Consider the following 22,140-nt stretch of genomic DNA (forward strand, 5'->3'; position numbering starts at 1 on the left):
GGCGATGGGCCCTTCTAGTCGAGGGTGTAGGGCAGTGATTTGACTGCGTGGACGAAGTTGCCGGTCAGATATTCCGGTTGGCCGACCCGCAGCGTCGGCGCCCGGAAGATCAACTCGCGGAAGAACGCCTCGAGTTGCATTTTCGCGAGAAACGCTCCCATGCAGAAGTGCGGCCCGCCGCCGCCGAAGCCGACGTGGGGGTTGGGCTTGCGTGTCAGATCGAACTTGTATGGGTCGGCGAAGACCCTCTCGTCGCGGTTACCGGACGAGTAGATCATCAACACCCAGTCGCCCTGTTTGATCTCCTGCTCCCGCAACACGGTGTCCTGAGTTGCGGTGCGGCGGAAGGTCATCACCGGGCTGCCCCAACGGACGAACTCCTCGATGGCGACCTTGATGGTGGCGTCGTAGTCACGCTCGAGCAGAGCGCGCTGTTCGGGATGCTGTTGTAACGCCATGGTGGTCAACGAGATCGTGTTGCGTGTCGTGTCGTTCCCCGCGACTGACAGCAACACGAAGAAGGCGCCGAGTTCGTCATCGGTCAGCTGCCGTCCGTCGACCTCGGCTTGCACGAGCTGTGACATGAGGTCGTTGCCGGGGGCGGCACGGCGCTGCTCGGCCAGCTCCAGTCCGAGGGTCAGTAGACCGACGAGGGAATCGTTGATGACCTGACCCGGTTCCCGGCCGGCGGCGACGTCGGCATCCGCCCAGGAGACCATGCCGTCCGCGTGGTGGGCGGCCTCGTCGCGCTGCTCCTCCGGCAGCCCGATCATCTCGTAGACCGTCCACATCGGCAGCTTCTTCGACACCTGCTCGACGAAGTCACCGTCGGTCGTCTTGATCAGATCGTCGACGATCCGGACGGCCTGGTTGTTCACCTGGTCTTGGATCTTGGCCACCTGGCGCGGCGTGAACACGGAGCTGATGAGGCGCCGCAGAGTGGAGTGTTGCGGAGCGTCCATGGCCAGGAACGACTGCGCGGCATCGAGGATGTCGTCGGGAACCGCTTCGATCATGACGCCCTGGCCCGAACAGAACAGCTCGGGATTCTTGCTTACGTAGGTGATGTCCTCGTGGCGAGTGACGGCCCACACCCCGTCGATTTCGACGGGCAACAACGCGCCCTCGATCGGAGGGTGCCAACTGAGCGGCCGCTCATCGCGCAACGTCTTGAACGACTTCTCTCGCTCGTCTGCCGTCATCGCCCAGAATTCGACCGGCGAGATGCTCACCGGATCATAGGGTCGCATGCGTTGTGGTGCCTCGATGGTCATGGCCGTCCCTTCGCGTAGCGGTCAATGAGGTTTCGTTTGGCAAGCTTTCCGGTTGCGGTCCTTGGCAATTCGTCGACGAAGTCGACCGTCCGAGGCGCCTTGTAATGGGCGATGCGGTCACGCACGTAGTCGATCAGTTCGCGCGCCAGGTCATCATTCGGGGTCACGTTGTCGCGCAACTGCACGACGGCCTTGACCTGCTCGCCCATCTCTTCGTCCGGTACGCCAATGACGGCGACGTCGAACACCAGAGGGTGTACGGCGAGGACGTTCTCGATCTCCTGTGGGTAGATGTTGACTCCACCGGAGATGATCATGAAGGCCTTGCGGTCGGTCAGGAAGAGGTAGCCGTCTTCGTCCAAATAACCGACATCACCCACCGTGGTCCAGTTGTCGTGCAACGGATGTCGTGATGCCGCTGTCTTGTCGGGGTCGTTGTGATACTCGAACGGAGCCACCTCGCGCTCGAAGTAGATCGTCCCGATGTCGCCTGCTGGCAGCTCCGCGCCGTCGTCGTCGCACACGTGCAACACGCCCAGGGCGGCTCGGCCCACCGACCCCCGCTTCGATGTCCACTCGGAGGTGGTGATGACCGTGGTGCCGTGTCCTTCGGTCGCGCCGTAGTACTCGACCAGAATCGGTCCCCACCAATCGATCATCGCGTCCTTGACTTCCGGCGGACACGGCGCCGCCGCATGCACGGCCAGCCTCAGTGACGTCACATCGAAGCGGGTACGGACCTCGTCGGGAAGTTGGAGCATCCGGATGAACATCGTCGGCACCACCTGGGTCGCCGTCACCCCGTACCTCTCGATCGCCTCCAGCATCGGTTCGGCACCGAAGCGGTCCATCAGGACGACCGTTGCGCCCAGCGCTTGCACCGCGGCGCACCACTTCAACGGTGCGGTGTGATAGATAGGTGCCGGCGACAGATACACGTCGCCTGCTTCGATGCCGAATACCTTCGACATCAACATCGCGAAGGGATCACCTGGCTGGTCGACGTCAATTCCCAAGAGCCGCGGTTTGATTCCCTTCGGGCGACCCGTGGTGCCCGAGGAGTACAGCATCTCCGATCCGCGGGGTTGTGCCTCGAGCCTGGGGCCGGCGTTCGACAGCAGATCTTGGTAGGACTCGAAACCGTCGATCGGGCCGCCGAAGGCGAACCACCGTGCAGTCGAATCGGTTACCTTCGCCGTCTGTTCTGCGAGTTCGCGGACGCCTGCTGATGCGACTACCACGGCAGCCCCGCTGTCTTCGAGGATGTACGCGACCTCTTCGGGTGCCAGGTGCCAGTTGACGGCCGTCACGTAGAGGCCCGATCGCAGCGCGGCCCAATACACCTCGAATGCCTCAGCGCGATTGTCCGACAGCAGGGCCACAACGTCTCCGCTACGCAATCCGAGAGCGTGTAGCGCCGAAGCCAAGCGCGCGGAGTTGTCTTCGAGTTGGGCGTAGGTCAGGACCCTGCCGGTGGCGGATTCGATGACCGCCGGGTGGGCGGGAGCCGATGCGGCGTGCGTTCCGGGGTACATGGGTTAAACGATCAGATCGTCGCGGCCGTCGTTCTTGAGCCGTTCGACATACGACGGATAGAGCTTCTTTCCCAGTGGTGCGAGCTTGAGCAGGCTCGCCACGTTGCCGTCGACGCGGATCTTCTTTTTGGCCATCGCCAAGGGCAGGTTGACCTTGCCCTGCCAGTACGCGTTACCGGTGTCGGCGGTCATCGTCATCGTTGCCGCTGGTGCCGGTCCCCCGTCCGCTCCGTGCACCGACTTGTTGGCCATGTCGATCACGACGACGGCGTCGGGCTCGGAGAAGTCGAACGCCACCACCAGTCCCGTGTCGGCCAGCTTCGGGCCGATCTCGGGATCGGCGAATGCGGTCTCGAAGATGCCGCCGATGTAGGTGCGAACTTCTTCTGCATCTTTGAACCCCATCGTTCTCCTTAATCTAGATTCAAATTTGTGTCCAGTCGGGCACCGATGGCGCTGAAAGGGATACTACGACGTGTTATGTCGTGTGTCACATACGGTAGCGGCCAAATCCGGCCGGGTCAATCCGGCGTAGCCCGTCATAGCAGGTAGATAGTGGTTAGCACGACGGTCAGAACCACCGCCCAGGCCCCGAACACAAGGCGAAGCGCACGCGGAGCAGTCCTTACCTCCATGAACTCGGAGCCGATCAAGTACACCTTCAAAAATGCGACGGGAATCGCTAGCGCGACCCATGTCATGCCACCGCCGAGACCCGCCCCGTGATCGGCACCGAGCCACCACGTGAGCGCGGTGGCGGCCATCAGCAGCATCCACACCGCGGTGGCGCGCATCGGGATGCCGCGCGTCATGCCGCACACACCAGGTACAAGAGGGTGAAGATGACGACCCACAGCAAGTCGACCATGTGCCAGTAGACGGCGCTGCCCTCGACGAATTGCGTGACCGCTCGACCCTTGCGCAGTACACCCATCCACGCAGCGAGCAACACCACCCCGATCAGGACATGCAGCAGGTGCACGCCGGTCATCACGAAGTAGAAGGTGTAGAACGTGTCCGTTGCGGGCGCCGCGCGGCCGTTGCCGAGGACGTGCAGATACTCGACTACCTTCAAAACCCCGAAGACCAGCCCGCAGGCAAGTGCGCCGACCAGACTCAGTGTCGCCCGGCGCATCCCACCGCTGCGCTGCGCCCACAACGCGGAGACCACAAGATACGAACTGAGAAGCAGCACAGCGGTATTGACCAAACCGATCGGCCGCATCAGTTCCTGCGCCGAGACCGCGAACTGTGCCGGTGCGGCACGACGCTGCCACAGCAGTACCACGAAGAAGGCGCCGAACATCGACATATCGCCGAGGATGAAGACCCACAGTCCGGGCTCGCCGGGGGTTCGCCGCTCGCCTGCTGCCCTCTCGGGCCTGCGCACACGCTGTGAGTCGGCGGGCGCTCCCCCGAGGAACTCGGGGAGGTCGGCGTCGGCGGAAATATCGAGTGTCATTAGACGGCAACGGCTTCCGATGCGGCCAGCTTCGATTCGTCGAGGATGGCACGCCGGAGCGTGAAGCCCATGACCACCAGAAAGGCGGCGTAGGCGACGAAGGCCAACCAGAATACGAAGATGCCTCGCCAGGCGAACGGGCCACTGTGGAAGAAAAACGCCAGGACGTCGGGAACGAAGAGGAACGCGACCCAGTAGTTCACGTAACCGACCCACCGGGGAAGTAGTCCGCGCTGGTCGCGCAGGATCGCGGTCCCGATTGCGATGTTCTGAATCATGAACGGCCCGATCGGGGTGATGAACAGCAGCCATGATATGTCGTTCAGGGTCATGGTCAATTCGGGACTGCGGTCCGGTCGAAACGAGATCGCTGTCATGAGCAGGAGCGGCACCAGCAGCACGACGCCCGTGGCCGCCCCCGTGATCAGCTGCACGAAGGCCAGGGTGGGCGTGCGCCCTTCCATGCGCACCAGGTACACGCCGATGAGGGCGATGAGCGGGAACACGAGGCACACTCCGAGGCCGGCGATCACAAGGCCTGCGGCGACTCGAGTGCTATCGGAGTAGAAGTCGACGACTTCGGTCACGCTACTGTTCGGCCCCAGCGGAAAAGGGAGCACTCCCGCGATCAGGAAGCCGATCGTCGCCACGATCACGGTGGCCGGGCCGGACCACGCGCACAGCAGCTGCACTCTCGTCGACATCAAGGACCTCCGTGATCTGCTTCAGATATTTTTTAATCTGTGATAAGAACCATACGTGCGATGGTGGTAGTGACACAAGATGGTCTTGTCTGAAGTCGTTGGACAACTCGGTGCCGGATTTGAATTGGTCGTCGAATCAAGGCCGATGCGGCATCATCAAGCCTGGAAGGAGCCCTCCCGTTGAACGTCCGCATGCCGGAGATCGGCTTCTATACGCTGGCCGGTCAAGCCAACGACCCCCGCGCTCTCATCGAGGAGGTCCGGGAGGCCGAAGCGCTCGGCATCGGTGAATGCTTTGTCTCCGAGCGCTTCTCGACAAAGGAGGCCGCCACCATATGTGGCGCCGTAGCCGCCGTCAGCGACTCGATCGGAATCTGTACCGGCGCGACCAACCACAACACCCGCCATCCCATAGTGACCGCGGCGCACGCGACCACGATGCATCGGCTCAGCGGAGGGCGGTTCACCCTCGGCCTTGGCCGCGGCGTCGCCCCACTGCAGCGTGCATTCGGTATGCCCACGGTGACGACCGCACAGCTGGAGGAGTTTGCGACACTGATGCGGCGCCTCTTCCACGGCGACACGATCCTCGGCTACGACGGTGTGCTGGGCGCATATCCTGCACTCCGCCTGGACCCCGACTTCGACGAGGACGTCAAGCTAGGCCTGGTGGCGTTCGGCCCCAACAGTCTTGCCCTGGGCGGACGGGCCTTCGACAAGGTCATCCTCCACACCTTCTTCACCGACGAGACGCTGCAACGATGTGTTCGCACAGTCAAGGAGTCGGCCGAACAGGCCGGACGCAATCCCGACGACGTCGAGGTGTGGAGTTGTCTGGCTACCGTCGGCGATCACCTGCCCGCCGAGGCCCGGCTACGGAAGACCGTCGGCCGGTTGGCCACCTATCTACAGGGCTACGGCGATCTCATGGTGCGCACCAATCAGTGGGATCCCGCCGCGCTGCAACGATTCCGCGAGGATGAGGTTGTCAAGGGGTTCCAACCGCCCGGTGCAGCACCACGCGTCATCGACAGTCCCTCGACGCCGATCGACGATCTCGAACACATCGCGGAACTTCTACCCGACGAGTGGCTGGCACCTTCTGCGACCGGCAGCACGGACCAGTGCGCGAAGACGGTGGCAGCACAACTCGACCTGGGCGCTGACGGAGTCATCCTCCACGGCGCCAGCCCCCATGAACTCGCGCCGATCGTCGAGTCGTATCGCGCGATCCGCACCGGATCCGAACCCGAAAGGAAACCCGATGCTCCCACTGTCCGCTGACCCGATCGAAAGCCTTACGCCAGAGCGGCTCTCGTCGTGGCTGTCGGCGTCCATCGGCGAGGTCTCGATCGCATCGATGACGACGAAGGCGGTCGGCACCGGCCAGATGGCCAGCAGCTACCGACTGGACCTCACCTACGCCGACCACCGTCCCGCCGATGCGCCGGACTCGGTGATTCTCAAGGTATCCAGCCAAGACGAGTCCAGTCGCCAGATGGCCGCGGCTGCGAGCGCATATCTTCGCGAAGTTCGCTTCTACCAGAACCTGGCCGCCGTTGCGGGAGCACGTGTCCCCCGCTGCTACCACGCTGACATATCCTCATCCGCAATGGATTTCGTTCTCGTAATGGAGGACATGGGGCCAGCCCGGAGCATCGACCAATTGGGAGGATGTTCTGTCGATCAGGCCGCGCTTGCGGTGGCGCAGGCCGCGACGTTGCACGGCTCGACCTGGGGTCATCCAACGGTCGAAGCTCAGGACTGGCTGCCGGTTGAGGCCGTGTGGACTGCACTGGGCGGCAGCGTCCCCGCCGTCCTGGACATGTGGCTGGAACGGTTCGGCCCGCTGCTCACCGCCGATCAAGCCGAGGTAGTGCAACAGCTCGGACCGGCCGTTCCGGCCTGGCTGGCTACGCTTCGTGAGCACCGCTGCCTGTGGCACGGCGACTTTCGACTCGACAACATGCTGTTCGACGCGCAGGACGGTGCCGTGCCGGTTGCCGTCGTTGACTGGCAGAGCGTCGCCGCGGCTCCCGGCATCATCGACCTGGCGTACTTCCTGGGCACCTCACTCGACGGTGACGAACGAGCTTCGGCCGAGCGCGATCTCGTGTCCGAATATCACCAGCGCTTGTCGACTCACAACATCGGCGACTACTCACTGCAGCGGTGCGAGACGGAATACCGCGCGCATGCCGTGTTCGGACTGATCCTCACGGTTCCGGTGTCACTGGGCGTGCAACGCACCGAACGCGGCGACGCCATGTTCGCCACGATGGCACGCCGTGTCGCAGACCAGATCGCAGCCAATGAAAGCTACTCGGCGCTGGCGATGCTTGGCGCAATCCGCATCACCTGATCGTTTGCGCGAGATCGTTCGACATTGCCGCGAGTTCGGGAGCCCAACTCGACCACCCGTGATCGCCGGATTGCGGAAAGTCGAAGTGCCCGTTCGCACCGCTGACAGCGCGGTACTGCGCGTAGAACGTGCGATTGGTCCCCTGCGCTATCTCGGGATAGCCGATCATGGCAGCGGGGTCGGACGCCGTGAGCGTCTGCGGGCTGTAAATCCACAAGCGCATATTGCTGTTCACCAGAAGTTGCGCGTGGACGTTCGGCGAGTGCCACTTCCAGCGTCCCAGTTGCGGAAGTCCCCACATGTTGCGGATGTCGACGGCGCCGAACTGCTGCAGCCCCGCGGTGATCGCCCCATCCACACCCGTTCGCTCGGGCGCCAGGTACCCCGACATCGAGCCCGCGTAACGGAAGCGATCGGGACGGAATGTAGCGGCCTCCATGGCACCCGAGCCGCCTTGAGCGGCACCGACGATAGCGTGCCCGTTGGGCGCCAGACCCTTGTTGGCGGCCAGCCAGTTCGGAAGCTCGTCGCAGAGGAACGTCTGCCACTGTCTGCTGCCATCTTGTTCCCAATCGGTGTACATGCTGTACGCCCCGCCGGCCGGCGCTGCAACCGAAATGCCCTTGCCGGCAAGCGTGGTGAACGCCGCACCGGCTGTCACCCAGTTGCTCACATCGGGTGCGGCGTTGAACGCGTCAAGCAGGTACACCGCGTGTGGACCGCCGGCCAAGAACGCGACGGGAATGTCGCGGCCCATCGCAGCCGATGGCACCTGCAGGTACTCGATGGGCGGTTCCGCTTTCGCCTCGGCGGCCGTCCAAAGGCACAGGGCCAGCGCCACGACAAGCACGATGCGCAGTGCACCGATGCTCAGCTTTGCTGTGTCGAGATCGGTTCGAATCAGTCTGCGTCTCAAGGGATTCCCTCCATCTGCCGCGCAGCAAGGTCACGCTGGCTGCCCATACACCGCGACGACGACCGTGCGATCGAGACTGTTCGCCGACCACACGCCGATCTCGGAGTTAGCGCAATTCGACATGATCGCCATGTCCACGGGGTCGTAGTACCACTGATTGAGGATCTCGATACCGCTGATCGCCAGCGCTGGGTTGATCGCCACCGTCTCCGCGACCACGCCTCGATAGCCGGCGGCGCTCGCGCGGTCGGCGACCGTCGAACCGTCGGATCCGATGTCTGCGTCAAGTGCGCGATTGTTCAACACGTCGTTGGTGTGCCACTCAGCGGCCAGCTGCAATTGCGGATTGATCGTTATGTCGGTCGCGCAGCCCGCTTGGTGCTGCACGGTGTAGACGTTGGCCGCAACGCTGTTGTTCAGCCGACGATTGTCGGCGTATGAGGCCGGCGCCGAGATGGCCGCTGTGATTCCGGCAGCCGACACGACGAGGGCGAAGGAGCACGCTGATCTCATCACCGTGATCACTTCGGATCAAATCCCGAGATCAACCAGCGGCCGCCGCTCTTGTCCAGCGTGACCTGAACGGCGGACACAGTTTCCGATGGCGCACCTTTACCGATGACCACCGTCTGGTTGACGAACACGAGCACGACGGCATGAGTCGCGTCGGCCGAGGTCGACGACGCCGCGGGGACCCTGGCGGTCGCGGAGATACCTTTCTGTCTCGCACCGGGAATCACCACGTCGTTGATCAACGAGGTGTAGTCGTCGCGAAAGCTACCGGTCAGCAAGTCCCGCGCCGCGGTCAGTTTCCCCTGCGCAGTGTCAGGAGTGTAGGACAGCAACGCGATGGTCCCGTCGGTCGCCGCCCGTACTGCCGAGATGCCGGCATCCCGCGATGCGCGTGCCGAGTCATCGATGTATTTCAGGTAGCCGGCGACGATCGCAAGCGCCAGTATGACGGCCGGCAGGATGCCGAATGCAACGAGGCGGCCCAGGGCCGGGCGGCGTCGCGCCTTATTCGTGCCGGCGTCCTTGACGTTTCCGTGGTCGGCCGGTAGTTCTTGTTCGGTCACGGTACGAACTCCACCTTCGAGACCTTCACGTCGCCGCCAGCCTTCTGCACTGTTATCCGCATCCGCCATGATCGCGGATCCTGTTGTGGTGCAGCAGCACTCGATGTTTTTACACTGACGGACACCATCACCTGGGCTTCATTTTCGGTCGCGGACTCCAACCCGGAGGAGGTCACCGTGCCCGCCGTGGTGGACTGCGACTGCTTGATCACATCGACGAAAGGTTGTGAACGTTGGGCGAAATCGTCGTGGAACGTCCCGGTTGCGGAGTCCAGGATCCGCCGGACGTCCGCGTCGGCTTCGTTCCAGTTGATCGTCGTGAGGTTGACGGCGCCTTGGCGAGCGACCTGCACGAACACCGCATGCTGCTCAGCCTCCGCATGCCCCTGGTATACGCGGAATCCCAACCAGCAGACCAACATCCCAAGGAGCAACAGTGCCGCTAGCCCGATGGAGATGGCCAGACGCTGCGGTGTCATCCTCGGATGACGGCCGTCCGCCTTCGCATCCTCCGCGTCGAAATCTGCTAGTTCCAACGCCGCCGCGTCATCCGCTTCGGCCGTGTCCGCTTCGGAGGTGTCTGCGTCTTTCATCTGGGCAATCATCTGCCGTCATCATCCTTTCGGCGGTAGCAGCATGTCCTGCCACGTGTGGCTACCGTTGGAATCGCCAGCGAGATTCGCTTGCGTGTACGTCTTTCCGTCAGGCCCGACGTAGGCACCTGTGGCGGGGTCGTACTCCGCGAACGCGATCGGCGGCGGGACAGGCGCGGGCAACGGGGGTGGTACGGAACCGGGTGCGCCGGGCGGCAGCTGTGGGATCGGCTGGCCGGTGTTCGTGGCGTTCGGGTCGCCCTTCCAGTTGTAGCCGTCGTTGAGGGGTACGTACTGCTCGTCGCTTTCACACATTGCCGCGGTGGGAGCGCGCTTTCCGGGTTTTGTCTCGCACGGAATGTTGCGCGCGCCGCGTACGTTGAACGGCGAGTCCTGAGGGACACGGCAATACAGATTTCCTTCGGGGCGAGGGGGATAGTCGACGTCTGCCGGAACCCGTTGTTGCTGCGGCGGCAGGAACCCGGTCAGGCAAGGGGGCGGCAGGTTCAAGTTCAGGTTGAAGCTGAGGTAGCCGCCGCTGTAGGCCTGCTTGTTGTTTCTGTTCACCAGGGTCGCGCCCTGGACGACCTCGATGCCGGGCGGCAGCAGGACCAAAAGCTGTTCGAGATTGTCCTGATAGGTAAGACCGACCTGGTCCAGGCTGACCAGATTCGCCAGCAAGATCGGTAGCGACGGTTGCAGTCGGTCGAGCAGTGCACGTGACTCCTCTGCCGCTGCAGGCCCTTTCGACAAGATGTTGGACACCGCCGCGTCCTGGGACTTCAACTGTTGCGTGACTGAGGCGAGGTTCGATGCCCAGGCGTGGATCGAGTCCGAGGTGTTCGTCTGGGAGTCCAGCACCGGCTGCGACTGATCGGCAAGCGTGGTGAGCGCGTCCAAATTGGTCCGGGCGTCGATCGCGAGCGACGTCGAACCCTTGACCAGGCGCGATATCTCGGGACCCAATCCGCCCACTGCTGTGTAGGCCTCGTCGATCGCCGTCTTCAGGTTGTCCTGCGGGATCGCCTGGATGCCGCGATTGGTCGCCTCGATCAGGGTGTTGATATCTGGAGGCACCGAGGAGCGATCGAGGGGGATCACATCGCCGTTCTTCAGCACAGGTCCATTGCCGGTGCGAGGACGCAGTGCCACGAACTGTTCGCCGACGGCCGTCTGACTGTGCACCTCGGCGTCGAGGTCGGCGGGGATATTCACGCCGGAGTCCATCGACAGGATCGCGTCCACGCCGCCGTCGGTCAGCCGAATGCTTTCGACGCGACCCACCTCGGTGCCGCGATACGTCACGTTGCCGCTGGCATATAACCCCGCCGCGGTAGGCAGTTTGAGCGTCACTCGGTAGTGACCGACACCGAATAGATAGTTCGGCAGGGCCATGTAGTGAAACGCCATGATCGAGACGGCGATCAGAGTCCCCACGATGAAGACAGCCATCTGGATGACGACACGTTTGGACAGATGCACCTTAGGGTCCCTGATTGAACTGGTAGGGCACCACGAGCGGATTCGCTGCGGTATAGGGGCTGGGCAGTTGACCGATGGTCCGTCCCCATTGGAGCTCCAGCTCCGTGAGATCCCCCTCGAACCGGGTGCCCGTGAAGAACGACGAGTCGAGACGACTGAGCGTCAAGTCGACGACGGCGGTGAGATTTGCGTAATCCCCTCGGTTCCACTTGGTCAGCGTGCTCTTCGGGAAAGGGTAGGTCGTCAGCACATCCAGTGACCTCGTCAAAGCGGGCCCCGCGTCAGCCAGGGACTTCAGCACGGGCGCGACATCTCTGAGCTCCTGCACCAGAGCGTCTTTGGTTTGGGTGATCGAGTCGGAGGCGAGCGCCGAGAACTGCCCCAGTTTCTGCACGGCGTCGGCGATGGTCTGCCGCTGATCGCTTAGGACTTTCAGCGCATCTGGAATGGTCTCGAGGGCCTTGTCGACGACCGGCTTCTGCGCGGCGATCTGCCCGACCAGATTGTTCAGACTCTCTGCGGCGGCCAGGATGTCGTTCTTCTGGTCGTCGAGCTGACCGACATACTCGTCCAGTTGATTGATCAGACTGCGGAGGTCGTCGGCCCGGCCGTCGAACGCCGTGCTGAGCGCCTCTGTGATGTCCTGGATTTGCCCTACTCCGCCGCCGTTGAGCACCATCGAGATCGCCGCCAGTGTCTGTTCGGTACTGGGGTAGGTACTGGCGGCAGATAGCGGAATCAACGACCCGTCGTGCAGTTTGCCGTTGGGTGGCTCATCGACTGGCGGCGCCAGTTCGATGTGCAATGACCCGAAAAGGCTTGTCTGGCCGAGTTTCACGGTTGCGTTGGCGGGCAGGTCGACGTCACCGTCAAGTGTCATGGTCAGCAGCGCATGCCAGCCCTGCATCTCGACTTTGGTCACGTTTCCGACGGTTACGTCGCCCACGCGAACACGCGAGTTCGGTTGCAGACTAATAACATTGGGCAGTTGCGCCTGAATGGTGAACGAGCCGGGGCCGCCTCCGGCCGTGCCGGGCAGTGGGAGCGAGTTGAGCCCACGCCACTGACACCCGGTCGTACCCGCAACCAAGAGAATCGTCAGGGCAGCGAGCCATCTACGTCGAAGTCCGGTCGTCATCCCTCACCTCCTGGCGGAACCATGAGGCCGGCGAGGCCGTCGTTCGGATTCGTCGGAGCGGCCTGCTCCGCGGGCAGCGGCGTCTCGGCCGGCGGCGGCGCCGCGGCCGCCGCTGGTGGCTGCGGCGGGACGTAGTCCGGCCGCAGCCAATCCTCGCTGAAGGTGATCTCGTTGGGTCGTGCCGTTGCACCCACGAGGGGGTTGAGCCCCAGCGGCAGGAAGTTGTACTGCCGGTTCTTGACGATCGGTGCGAGATACTGCACGCACAACTTCGACGATTGCTCAGCGTTCAGGCGCGAAGCGGCCTGAATCGCACCGCATAGGAACGTGATCGGGTTCTGGAGGTTGTTGACCGACAGAGCGCCCGTCAGAGCGCCCTGCGCCGGCTGGTAGATGTTGATGAAGTTCTGCAACGTGCCCGGCGCGACGTGCAGGTCGTCCTTGATGACGGGAATGCTGTCGTTCAACGCCTGCGAGACCGATGCGAGCTTGTCCGCCGTGATCCCCAGCGATTCCCTGTTCTCGTTGACGAAGCTCGTCAAGTCGCCCGCCAGACCGCTCAGTTCGGCAACCGCGTCGCTCACCTCGTTGGGATCATTGGCCACAAGGTGCGTCACGCTGGCGAGGTTCCGGTTGAGTTGGGAAAGTACGTCGGAGGAATCGTGCAGAGCCGACACCAGGATCGACAGGTTCTTCAGTGTGGAGAACAGATCATCGCTGTGGTCACCTAGCGCCGAGATCGCCTGCGACAGTTTGATGATGGTGTCGCGGATGTTGGCGCCCTCTCCCCGCAGGTTGTTCGCAGTCGTGTTGACGAGCGCGCCCAATGGGCTTACTCCGCCGGGCTGCGTGGGCTGCAGTGCCTCGTTGAGCTTCTCGAGTTGCTTGCGGAAGTCGTCGAACTCGACGGGCACGGCGGTACGGTCCTGACCGATGACGGTGTTGTCGGGCATGACCGGCCCACCGGTGTATGCCGGTGTCAGCTGGATCGCTCGCGATGTGACGAGCGAGGGCGACAGGATGACCGCTTTCGCATCTGCGGGCACCTTGTACTGATCGCCCAACCAGAAGCTGATCTTGACCCGTGTCGGTTCGGGCTCGATCCTGTCGATCTCTCCGACCGGAACACCGACGATGCGAACCTCGTCGCCGACAAAGATGCCGTTGCTGTTGTCGAAATACGCGACGAGGTGAGTCCGTCCCAGTCCGCTGCCTTTCCACACGACGACGCAGATGCCGGCGATCAGAGCGCTCACCAGGACAACGGCCAGGCCGATCCTTCGGTTGCGACTGCTCATTGGCCTCCCTCCGTGGGCGCCGGGCCGGGTGCCGGCCCGCGCGGCGGTTCACCGGGCGCGGGCATGAAGACGGGGCTAGGCGCCGGTGCGTCGGGTACCACTGCCGGAGGGCCTGGCGGAGCCCCACCCGGCGGTGGCGCGGGTTCCGCAGCACGCTCCGGATAGCAGCCCGGGCCTGGAAGCGGGATCCCTGGAGGACCACACTGCCGGTCCCCGGGGTTCCCTGAGATCGCATCGGGCAGAGTCAGGTTGGGCTCTCCGCCCTGCCCCGTACGCGGATAGGGAACCGGCAACGGCGGAGTACCCGGCTGACCGGTCTGCGGATCGACGCGCTGCGAGGGCGACAGCACGTTCGGATCCAAGCCCAGATCCGAGAACGCCGCGTCGATGAACGGTTGGACGAACTGACCGGGCAGCAGGTTGGCGACGTAGGCCTTGAAGAAGGGTCCGGATCCGACGGACTCACCGAGGGACGTCGCGTAATCACGGAGTCCCTTGAGCGCCTCCTGAATCCTCCCCTTGCGGTTGTCGATGATCGTAAGGACACCGTTGAGCCTGTCCAGCGCGGGCTTGAGTGTAGCGCGGTTGTCGGCGATGAGACCCTTCAACTGCTGGGCCATGCCGGCGAAGTTGTTCGACAGCTGATCCAGTGCATCGCTTTGACTTTCGAGCTCTGCGAGCAGCGCATTGGTGTTGTGTACGAGCCCGACGATGTCGTTGCTGCGCTGGGCGAGAATGCCGGTCGCCTTGTTGGCGTTGCTCAGCAGGGACCGTAGCTCGGCGTCGCGCTCGGCGAGGGTATGGGAGAAGCGGGCCACCCCTTGCACGGCGGCCTGCAGTTGCGGCGGTGTGTCCGCGAAGGTTTCGGCGAGCACCGACAGCGAGCTCGACAACTGGTCCGTGTTGAGCCCACTGATGGTGGCGGACAGGTCGCCGAGGGCGTCGGGGAGCTGGTAGGGCGACGTCGTCCGCTCGAGCGGGATGATGTCACGCTGCTGTCCCTCACCCCGTGGGGTTATCTCGAGCGTTTTCGAACCGAGTAGCGCCTTGGTCTTGATTGCCGCTTCGGATCGGTCCCCGACACGTACGTCGTCCGAGACGTCGAACGTGACGAGTGCATGCGAGTCCTGCAGGGTGATGCTTCGCACCTCGCCCACCTGGAATCCTGCTACTTGCACGGCTGCACCGGTTTTCAGGCCGCCGGCGTCGGCGAAGTAGGCGGAGTAGGTCTCCCCTTGCGATATGAACGGCAGGCTCTTGAACTGCAGTGCCCCGATGACGACTGCACTTACTGCGCCGGCTCCGACGAGCCCCAGAATCACCGGGTTGCGTTCTGCGAAAGGTTTCATTGCGGTGTGCACCTACCGGTGTCCTGTCCTGCGAGCTTGATGTACACCGGCTGACCACCCTTGCCGTTCATCTTCAAGACGAGTTCGCAGAGGTAGAAACTGAAATAGTCGCCACCGAGTGCTTGCCGGCCCAACACGCGATAGGCGTCCGGCAGCGTGTTGAGCAAGTCGTCGAAGTAGTCCTTGTCGTTCAAGATCGTCGTGGCCACCCGATCCGTCTGCACCACTGTGTCTTTCAGCGGTGGCCGTGCCGCGACCAGCAGATCGCTGATCGATGCGGCAGCGGAGCCGGCGTAGGCCAGTCCGTTGCTCAGATCCTCTTTGCGCTTCTGCAGACCTGCGATCAGCGTGGACAACGAGTCCACGGCTTTGGCGAATTGATCGCCTTGGCCCGCGAGTGAGCCGAGCACGGTGTTCAGATTGACCACCACTTGCCCGATCAATTCGTCACGGTCGGCCAGAGTGCTTGTCAGTGCGGCGGTTTGGGTGAGGAACGAACCGATGGAGCCGCCTTGTCCCTGGAAGGCCGTGATCAGTTCACCGGACAGCTTGTTCACCTGATCGGGGTCGAGTGCGCGAAACAGTGGGCGGAATCCACCGATCAACGCATCGAGGTCGAGCGCGGGGGCGGTGCGGTCCATCGCAATGGTGTCCCCCGCGTTGAGCTTTCGGGTGCCGCCGGCTCCTTCGAGCAACTCGAGGTAGCGTCCGCCGATCAGGTTGTCGTACCGGATGGCCGCCTTGCTGCCATCCGTCAGGACAACCGCGTTGTTGGCAGTGAACTCCACGGCTGCGGTGTTGTCGGGGGTGATCGAGATGCGGGTCACCTTGCCCACTTCGACACCTGCAACCCGGACGAAGTTGCCGTTCTCCAACCCGCTGACGTTGTTGAAGATCGCCCGATAGGTGGAGCCGCTCTCGAATCGGAACTGCGCATATATCGCCAGCAGTGCGAATGTCCCGGACAAACACACCACGACGAAGATGATCAGGCGCACGACGGCGGCTGACAGATTATCTCTCACGGTGTCCTTTCCGGGCTAGACGGTCGGCGGGTGCTCACGGTGACGGGACGGCCGGCACCGGCGGCAGCGTTGCCGGTGGGAAGGGCTGCATTTCGGCCGGGTGCGGGACCACGAAGGGTTCCGTCCCGGGTGGCGGCGGCCCGTCTTCGCGCGGCGCCATGGGTGGCGGCGCCGGCGGCAGCCCTGGATACAGCGGCGTACCGTCGGGCCCGTACAGCGGTGCTCCGTATGCGGGCGCGCCGGGATACGGAATGGGTCCGGGTGCTGCCCCGCGGTCCTGGCCTCGTAGCGTCGGCGGCTGCGGGTACCCCCTCGTGGTGGGGAAGAAATCGGTGTAGAACGGCCGTCCGATACCGGGATTGGGACGGTAGTCGATACCGGTACCCCACCCCGTGTTCGTGACCAGTGCTCGCACGGGGAAGTTCTTCGCCACGTCGGGCAGTGATCCGCAACCCGGCTTTCCGCCGGGCCCGCCCTTGGCGCTCGTGATCGGGAGGTTGTCCGGGTAACGGTATTGATCGTCGCCGAACAACAACGCGGCGTCGACGATGAGCGACTTACCGTTTCGCCCACCAGTGAGTCCGGGATATCCGGTGTCCAGCAACGTCTTGGCACCGAGGAGCAGACAGGTGTATTCGGGGTTGTACTTCGCCAGGAGCGCGGTTGTGGGCTGCAGGTCGTTGATGCCGTGGATGAAATTGTCCTTGTTCGGAGCCAAGAGATTGATGCCGCTGTTGGAGAATCCGTTGATCGCGAGTAACAACGCGTCCAATTGCTCGGCCTGGTTGGTGACGGTCGTACTCGTAACGCTTGCGGCATCGAGCGTTGTGAGGATATTTGGCGCCGCCGCGCTGTAGGTGTCGGCGAATCCCTGCAGGGACCGGAAGTCGGCGCGGATGGCGTCCGCGCGCGGATTCAACTGCTGCAGAACCTCGTTGAGACTTGTCGTGGCCTCTCCGATGCGATCGCCTTGGCCGCGAACGCCCTCGGCCAAGGCGGAAAGAATGCCGTTCAGCTTTGCCGGGTCGATCTTGTCGAGGAGTTCGCTGAGATTCTCGAATACCGTATTGACTTCGATGCTGACGTTGTCCGATTTGAGGACGGCACCCGCGGCGAGCCGCTGCGAACTGGGATCGCTGGGGTAAACCAGGTCGACATACTTCGCCCCGAAGACGGTGGTGGCGCGGATCCGGGCTTCGACGTTCGCCGGAATGAACCCGAGCTGGTCGGGATACATGTTCAGCGTCAGGCTGACGGAGTCCCTCCCGCTGTTGATCGCACCGACTTCGCCGACCTGAACCCCGCGCAGCTTCACCCTGGCCCCGGGCTCCATCACCAGCCCCGAGCGATCGGAGGTGAGCGTGACCCGTGCATAGCGAGTGAACGTCTTGGCGAACGCGCCCATCGTCACGTAGACGAACAACACCATTGCCACGAATAGGGCCAGGGCCCACCACAATCGGCGGGTGCGACCTGAGCGTGCGTCCTCTGCCATCGTTTAACCCGCCAGGTTGAAGTGGCCGGTCTGGCCGTAGATCGCCAACGACACGAACAACACCACCACCGATGCCGAGATCATCGAGGTACGCACGGCGCGGCCGACGGCCTCACCCACGCCCGCCGGACCACCAGAAGCGTTGTAGCCGTAGAAGGTGTGCACCAGCATGATCACCACCGCCATGACGAGTGCCAGCACGAAAGACCACAACAGGTCCGTAGTGGACAGAAACGTGTAGAAGTAGTGGTCGTAGACGCCTGTGGACTGACCGTAGAAGAAGGTCGTGCCAAAACGGGCGGCGAAGAAGGAAGCCATGACCGCCACGCAGTACACCGGAACGACGACGACGACGCCGGCGGCGACGCGAGTCGATGCCAGGTACGCCACCGAGCGGATTCCCATGACCTCGAGTGCGTCGATCTCTTCGTTGATCCGCATCGCGCCTATCTGTGCGGTCGCACCCGCTCCGATCGTGGCCGCCATCGCGATGCCGGCGGTCAGGGGCGCGATCAGGCGCACGTTGAAGAACGCTGAGGCGAAGCCGATGAGCGCCTCCACACCGACATCGGAGAACTGGTTGTAGCCCTGTACGGCTACGAGCGCACCGGTCGACAAGGTCAGGAAGCCGACGATCGCCGTTGTGCCGCCCACCATGATGAGAGCACCGGTCCCGAGGCTCATCGCGGCGATCAGTCGAATGGTCTCGCTCTTATATCGGTTGATCGCAAACCAGATGGAGGTCATGGTGGTGGCGTAGAACTCGGCTTGACCGCCGACCCGCTCAACGCTGTCCACAACGCCCCGTGCCTGGCGGGAGAGTCGCGGGAGCCTCTGCGCCACAGCTGTTCTCGCACTCACAAGGTCACCTGGAATCCCACGGCGGTGATGATGACGTTGATGACGAACAGGGCGATGAAGGAGAACACCACCGTCTCGTTGACGGCGTTCCCGACGCCGGCGGGACCGCCGCCGACCGAGGTGCCCATGTAGCAGGCGATGAGTCCTGCGGTCAGGCCGAACAGTGTCGCCTTGATCAAGGCGATGACCACGTCGCCGACTCCCGTGATCAGGGTCATCCCGGCGACGAATGCACCGGGCGTGACGTGCTGGAAGTACACCGAGAAGAAGAAGCCGCCAAACAGGCCGACGAGGATCACGAGCGACGACAGCAGCAGCGCCACCGTCGTCGCGGCGAGGACGCGCGGAACGACCAGCGTCTGGATCGGGTTGATCCCCATCACTCGAAGTGCATCGAGTTCCTCTCGGATGGTGCGGGCGCCGAGGTCGGCGCACATCGCGGTGGCGCCTGCGCCCGCGACGACGAGCACCGTCACGATCGGACCCGTCTGGTTGACGGTGCCCAACGACGCCCCGGTTCCGGAAAAGTCCGCTGCGCCGAACTCAACGAGCAGCACGTTGAAGGTGAACACCGTCAGCACCGTGAACGGGATTGACAGCATCAACGTCGGCACCAGTGAGACTCTGGCGACAAACCACGTCTGCAGGAGGTATTCGCGCCATGCGAACGGCCGCTGGAACATGCATATGAACGTGTCGATTGCCATCGCGAAGAATCCGCCGAGACCGCGGAGGGGTTTGGCTGCAACGCCAAGGGAATTCACTACCAAACCCTCATTCGCGTTGGCGCACCTGCCAATTCGACTACGTGGAGCGCACTGCGCCACGCACCTGCTTCACCACCGCAGCGATTCAACGAGACACCTCCTTGCACACTCATGGCGTATGCCGGTCGCCGATACCGTGATCCGGCTCACCGTCGAATTGAAAATAGACTAAAAACACATCTCAATCAACTATGTGATCCAACGACCATGTTAAGCAGCCTTTTTGACGACGGAGACAGTTTTTAATAGGAGTTCGAATATGCAGTTAGCCGCCAGGTATGACCGGCGGCCATGGACTGCTACTACTGACGTACGGCCGGAGTGTGGGCCGCGACGATCTTGTCTGCGACGATCTTCGCGGTCTCGGCGCAGGCGGTGGTGCCGCCGTTGGCGTACTCCTTGACCGCGTCACCCACGTTCCAGAGGCCCGCGAACGGAGTGTCGTGGGTGAGATCGAATCCCGCGACCGCGCGTTGCGGCGGCCAATCATCGCGCGTGACAGCGATGTTCAGGATGCGCGCCCGGCGATCGAAATCCTCGATGTTCTCTCGAAGGTCCTGCAAGAGGAACTCCGTTTCGGCGGCTTCATCGAAGTCTCCGGTGGGGTTCTTGGGCACCGCGGTGCCGACATAGAGATTCCAACCCTCCGGCGCCATTTCGGGGCACAGGTCGGTGAAGTTGGCGATGTAAGCCAACCGTTTCGACTTCGCGAAGCTCAGCATCCCCGGCACATCGATCAGGCGCTCGCGACTGGCGAAGTTGACAGAGATCATCGCCGTCGGCCGGTCGGCCTTCTTGACCTGATCCTGGTAGTCGGCAGGAACGTTCTCCTCGCCGAGAAGGGACACGGTGGCCGCGGGGCCGACGTCACTCACCACGATGGGGGCATTGATCGTCACCCGTTCGCCGTTTCGGAGGACGTCGACTCCGGTGATGGTGTCGCCTTCCGACAGGATCTTCTTCACCGGTGTCGACAACCACACCTCACCACCGTGCGATTCGATCGCCGCGGCGAGCGAGCGCCACAACCCGATGGTGCCCTCCGGATGGAAGCCGAACCTCTTGAACGCGCTCTTGCGGGTGAAGTACGTGAGAAACACCCTGGCCGGTAGATCCTCGGACCCGACGGCGAAGATCGACGCACACATGTTGCGGAAGATGCCGTGCACGCCTTCGTTTTTGGTGTACTTCGACACCCACTCCGCCGTCGAGATCTCGTCCTCGGGCAAGCCGGAGTCATTGCGGGCCGCGCCGATTCCCTTGACGAGTTTGGCGCCCTGTCGGGTCAGCTTCGACAGCAGGAAACCCCATCCGCCACCGGTGACATCGATGTCCTTCCCGCCGATGCGGTAGAGGATCGGTGGATTCGGTTCGCGGATGTCGAATGCCGCTCCGACCTCAGCGCAGGTCTGCTCGGTGATACCACCGAGTTCGATGACGATGGCACCGTTGTTCACCTTGAAACCGTCGATGTCATCGGTCGAAGCGCGTCCACCGACCTTGTCGAGCCGCTCGACGACCAGCGTGCGAAATCCCTGCTGCGACAACCGGGCTGCGGTGAAGAGACCGCCTGCGCCCGCTCCGATGACGACAGCGTCGAAGTCATTGATAGTCATATGCTGCTCTCCTTATTCAGTACGAACCGTCAGTACGAACGCGGCAGACCCAGCGAGGTCTGAGCGACGAAGTTCAAAACCATCTCGCGGCTCACGGGGGCCGTCCGCATCAATCGGGTGACGAACCACAGTTCCGACAACCCGTACTCGTGGGAAAGGCCGTTGCCGCCATGGGTTTGGATTGCTTGGTCGAGGGCCTTCAAAGCCGCCTCCGAAGCGGCGAACTTGGCGATGTTGGCAGCCTCACCCGCTGACTCTTTCGCATCGAACTGCTGGGCGCTGGCGATGGTCGCCATGCGGCTGAGCTCGACGGCGATGTGTGCTTCAGCGAGCGGATGCGAGACACCCTGATGCGCGCCGATCGGCACCGACCAGACCTGGCGCTCCTTCGCGTAAGCCGCTGCCTTCTCGATCGCGTAACGCCCAATGCCACCGCACAGCGCGCCGACCAGAATTCGCTCGGGGTTGAGCCCGTCGAACACCTGCCGGAGGCCGTTCCCCGCCGCCCCGATCAGTGCGGTGTCGGGGATCTCGACGTCATCGAAGAACACCGTGAACTGGCGGTCCGGCGAGACGATGGATGTGTCGATTTGCTGGTATGTGAGCCCTGGTGCATCCGTTGGCACGACGAAGAGCGAGAGCTTCGACTTCTCGTCAGTCGAGTGCTCCGCGTCGCGGGTGACGACGAGGATCGCGTCGCACTGGTCGATGGCCGAGATGTAGTACTTCTGGCCGGACAGCACCCAACCGTTCGCCGTGCGACGCGCCGTCGTCTTGACGTTGTGGGAATTCGAACCGGCGTCCGGCTCGGTCAGCCCGAAGGCCATCTTCTTGGTGCCATCGGCGATGCGCGGCAACCATTCCCGCTTCATGTCGTCGGATGCGTGGTGGGCGAGAATGTTGCCGCAGATGGCGGGTGAGATGACCCAGATCAGCAACGGCATTCCGTGCGCGGCGAGCTCCTCGACCACGACGACCGCTTCGGCCATGCCTCCCCCGCCGCCGCCGTACTCCTCAGGCAGGTGAACACCGAGCAGTCCGGCGGCGCCGAGGTCCTTCCACAACTCCTCGATATCCTCGCCGCGCCGGCCTCGTTCGAGGAAGTACTGCACGCCGTACCGATTGGCGATTCCGGCGACGGTTTCGCGGATCGCCGCGTGCTCCTCGGATTCCCGGATGAGTCCCAT

At 63.2% G+C, this 22,140-nt stretch carries 22 protein-coding genes; 2 read left to right on the top strand and 20 right to left on the bottom strand.

Features of this window, described 5'->3' with window-relative positions; genetic code table 11:
* Positions 1-14: 14 nt before the first annotated feature.
* From J3E61_RS02595 to J3E61_RS02620, 6 genes are all read right to left on the bottom strand, one after another.
* Positions 15-1,274 carry a cytochrome P450 gene (locus tag J3E61_RS02595; protein WP_210082504.1) on the bottom strand — a complete coding sequence of 420 codons (1,260 nt, stop codon included), beginning with the start codon at positions 1,272-1,274 and terminating at the stop codon, positions 15-17.
* Positions 1,271-2,809 (bottom strand): acyl-CoA synthetase, encoded by a 1,539-nt coding sequence (locus J3E61_RS02600; RefSeq protein WP_210082505.1) that lies wholly within the window; start codon positions 2,807-2,809, stop codon positions 1,271-1,273. Before J3E61_RS02600 ends, J3E61_RS02595 begins: the two co-directional genes overlap by 4 nt.
* Positions 2,810-2,812: 3 nt before the next feature.
* The gene (locus J3E61_RS02605; RefSeq protein WP_210082506.1) at positions 2,813-3,214 is read right to left on the bottom strand and encodes an SCP2 sterol-binding domain-containing protein; all 402 of its coding nucleotides are present in this window, start codon (positions 3,212-3,214) and stop codon (positions 2,813-2,815) included.
* A gap of 134 nt (positions 3,215-3,348) precedes the next feature.
* A complete protein-coding gene (locus tag J3E61_RS02610) occupies positions 3,349-3,621 on the bottom strand; it encodes a cytochrome C oxidase subunit IV family protein (protein WP_210082507.1) in 273 nt (90 codons plus the stop codon).
* Positions 3,618-4,271: a cytochrome c oxidase subunit 3 gene (locus tag J3E61_RS02615; RefSeq protein ID WP_210082508.1), complete on the bottom strand. Its 654-nt coding sequence runs from the start codon at positions 4,269-4,271 to the stop codon at positions 3,618-3,620. The genes J3E61_RS02610 and J3E61_RS02615 overlap by 4 nt, the downstream gene beginning before the upstream one ends.
* Positions 4,271-4,957 carry a hypothetical protein gene (locus J3E61_RS02620; RefSeq protein WP_210085401.1) on the bottom strand — a complete coding sequence of 229 codons (687 nt, stop codon included), beginning with the start codon at positions 4,955-4,957 and terminating at the stop codon, positions 4,271-4,273. Before J3E61_RS02620 ends, J3E61_RS02615 begins: the two co-directional genes overlap by 1 nt.
* Positions 4,958-5,155: 198 nt before the next feature.
* Between J3E61_RS02620 and J3E61_RS02625 the strand changes: the two genes are divergently transcribed.
* Both J3E61_RS02625 and J3E61_RS02630 read left to right on the top strand, forming a co-directional pair.
* Positions 5,156-6,259 (top strand): TIGR03857 family LLM class F420-dependent oxidoreductase, encoded by a 1,104-nt coding sequence (locus tag J3E61_RS02625; protein ID WP_210082509.1) that lies wholly within the window; start codon positions 5,156-5,158, stop codon positions 6,257-6,259.
* A complete protein-coding gene (locus tag J3E61_RS02630; RefSeq protein WP_210082510.1) occupies positions 6,240-7,337 on the top strand; it encodes a phosphotransferase in 1,098 nt (365 codons plus the stop codon). Before J3E61_RS02625 ends, J3E61_RS02630 begins: the two co-directional genes overlap by 20 nt.
* On the opposite strand, the gene J3E61_RS02635 is transcribed toward J3E61_RS02630, so the two are convergent.
* The 14 genes from J3E61_RS02635 to J3E61_RS02700 form a co-directional block, all read right to left on the bottom strand.
* Entirely contained in the window at positions 7,330-8,211 is an 882-nt protein-coding gene (locus J3E61_RS02635; protein WP_210085402.1) for an esterase family protein, read from the bottom strand. The genes J3E61_RS02630 and J3E61_RS02635 overlap by 8 nt on opposite strands.
* Positions 8,212-8,283: 72 nt before the next feature.
* A complete protein-coding gene (locus tag J3E61_RS02640; protein WP_210085403.1) occupies positions 8,284-8,766 on the bottom strand; it encodes a CAP domain-containing protein in 483 nt (160 codons plus the stop codon).
* Positions 8,767-8,774: 8 nt separating this feature from the next.
* Positions 8,775-9,251 (bottom strand): hypothetical protein, encoded by a 477-nt coding sequence (locus tag J3E61_RS02645; protein ID WP_210085404.1) that lies wholly within the window; start codon positions 9,249-9,251, stop codon positions 8,775-8,777.
* Between the two features lie 74 nt (positions 9,252-9,325).
* Entirely contained in the window at positions 9,326-9,922 is a 597-nt protein-coding gene (locus tag J3E61_RS02650; protein ID WP_210082511.1) for a mammalian cell entry protein, read from the bottom strand.
* Positions 9,923-9,943: 21 nt separating this feature from the next.
* Positions 9,944-11,404, bottom strand: coding sequence for an MCE family protein (locus J3E61_RS02655; RefSeq protein ID WP_210082512.1), 1,461 nt, complete (start codon positions 11,402-11,404; stop codon positions 9,944-9,946).
* A 1-nt stretch (position 11,405) separates the two neighbouring features.
* On the bottom strand, positions 11,406-12,542 hold the full coding sequence (locus J3E61_RS02660; protein ID WP_210082513.1) for a virulence factor Mce family protein: 1,137 nt from the start codon (positions 12,540-12,542) through the stop codon (positions 11,406-11,408).
* On the bottom strand, positions 12,539-13,840 hold the full coding sequence (locus J3E61_RS02665; RefSeq protein WP_210082514.1) for an MCE family protein: 1,302 nt from the start codon (positions 13,838-13,840) through the stop codon (positions 12,539-12,541). Before J3E61_RS02665 ends, J3E61_RS02660 begins: the two co-directional genes overlap by 4 nt.
* A complete protein-coding gene (locus J3E61_RS02670; protein WP_210082515.1) occupies positions 13,837-15,189 on the bottom strand; it encodes an MCE family protein in 1,353 nt (450 codons plus the stop codon). Before J3E61_RS02670 ends, J3E61_RS02665 begins: the two co-directional genes overlap by 4 nt.
* Positions 15,186-16,214 carry an MCE family protein gene (locus tag J3E61_RS02675; protein WP_210082516.1) on the bottom strand — a complete coding sequence of 343 codons (1,029 nt, stop codon included), beginning with the start codon at positions 16,212-16,214 and terminating at the stop codon, positions 15,186-15,188. The genes J3E61_RS02670 and J3E61_RS02675 overlap by 4 nt, the downstream gene beginning before the upstream one ends.
* A 34-nt stretch (positions 16,215-16,248) precedes the next feature.
* A complete protein-coding gene (locus J3E61_RS02680; protein ID WP_210082517.1) occupies positions 16,249-17,709 on the bottom strand; it encodes an MCE family protein in 1,461 nt (486 codons plus the stop codon).
* Positions 17,710-17,712: 3 nt separating this feature from the next.
* Positions 17,713-18,570: an ABC transporter permease gene (locus J3E61_RS02685; RefSeq protein ID WP_210082518.1), complete on the bottom strand. Its 858-nt coding sequence runs from the start codon at positions 18,568-18,570 to the stop codon at positions 17,713-17,715.
* Positions 18,567-19,334: an ABC transporter permease gene (locus J3E61_RS02690; RefSeq protein WP_210082519.1), complete on the bottom strand. Its 768-nt coding sequence runs from the start codon at positions 19,332-19,334 to the stop codon at positions 18,567-18,569. Before J3E61_RS02690 ends, J3E61_RS02685 begins: the two co-directional genes overlap by 4 nt.
* A gap of 305 nt (positions 19,335-19,639) precedes the next feature.
* On the bottom strand, positions 19,640-20,953 hold the full coding sequence (locus J3E61_RS02695) for an NAD(P)/FAD-dependent oxidoreductase (RefSeq protein WP_210082520.1): 1,314 nt from the start codon (positions 20,951-20,953) through the stop codon (positions 19,640-19,642).
* Between the two features lie 29 nt (positions 20,954-20,982).
* Positions 20,983-22,140 carry an acyl-CoA/acyl-ACP dehydrogenase gene (locus J3E61_RS02700; RefSeq protein ID WP_210082521.1) on the bottom strand — a complete coding sequence of 386 codons (1,158 nt, stop codon included), beginning with the start codon at positions 22,138-22,140 and terminating at the stop codon, positions 20,983-20,985.

Origin of the sequence: Mycobacterium sp. OAE908, from assembly GCF_017872775.1 — a bacterium.
Lineage (GTDB): Bacteria > Actinomycetota > Actinomycetes > Mycobacteriales > Mycobacteriaceae > Mycobacterium.

What these genes read in the sequence shown, in the direction of transcription:
- J3E61_RS02680 (WP_210082517.1), bottom strand. Translation starts at nt 17,709, where the DNA reads ATGGCAGAGGACGCACGCTCAGGTCGCACCCGCCGATTGTGGTGGGCC.
- J3E61_RS02695 (WP_210082520.1), bottom strand. Translation starts at nt 20,953, where the DNA reads ATGACTATCAATGACTTCGACGCTGTCGTCATCGGAGCGGGCGCAGGC.
- J3E61_RS02650 (WP_210082511.1), bottom strand. Translation starts at nt 9,922, where the DNA reads ATGAAAGACGCAGACACCTCCGAAGCGGACACGGCCGAAGCGGATGAC.
- J3E61_RS02615 (WP_210082508.1), bottom strand. Translation starts at nt 4,271, where the DNA reads ATGACACTCGATATTTCCGCCGACGCCGACCTCCCCGAGTTCCTCGGG.
- J3E61_RS02600 (WP_210082505.1), bottom strand. Translation starts at nt 2,809, where the DNA reads ATGTACCCCGGAACGCACGCCGCATCGGCTCCCGCCCACCCGGCGGTC.
- J3E61_RS02640 (WP_210085403.1), bottom strand. Translation starts at nt 8,766, where the DNA reads ATGAGATCAGCGTGCTCCTTCGCCCTCGTCGTGTCGGCTGCCGGAATC.
- J3E61_RS02630 (WP_210082510.1), top strand. Translation starts at nt 6,240, where the DNA reads ATGCTCCCACTGTCCGCTGACCCGATCGAAAGCCTTACGCCAGAGCGG.
- J3E61_RS02665 (WP_210082514.1), bottom strand. Translation starts at nt 13,840, where the DNA reads ATGAGCAGTCGCAACCGAAGGATCGGCCTGGCCGTTGTCCTGGTGAGC.
- J3E61_RS02670 (WP_210082515.1), bottom strand. Translation starts at nt 15,189, where the DNA reads ATGAAACCTTTCGCAGAACGCAACCCGGTGATTCTGGGGCTCGTCGGA.
- J3E61_RS02700 (WP_210082521.1), bottom strand. Translation starts at nt 22,140, where the DNA reads ATGGGACTCATCCGGGAATCCGAGGAGCACGCGGCGATCCGCGAAACC.
- J3E61_RS02605 (WP_210082506.1), bottom strand. Translation starts at nt 3,214, where the DNA reads ATGGGGTTCAAAGATGCAGAAGAAGTTCGCACCTACATCGGCGGCATC.
- J3E61_RS02595 (WP_210082504.1), bottom strand. Translation starts at nt 1,274, where the DNA reads ATGACCATCGAGGCACCACAACGCATGCGACCCTATGATCCGGTGAGC.
- J3E61_RS02660 (WP_210082513.1), bottom strand. Translation starts at nt 12,542, where the DNA reads ATGACGACCGGACTTCGACGTAGATGGCTCGCTGCCCTGACGATTCTC.
- J3E61_RS02610 (WP_210082507.1), bottom strand. Translation starts at nt 3,621, where the DNA reads ATGACGCGCGGCATCCCGATGCGCGCCACCGCGGTGTGGATGCTGCTG.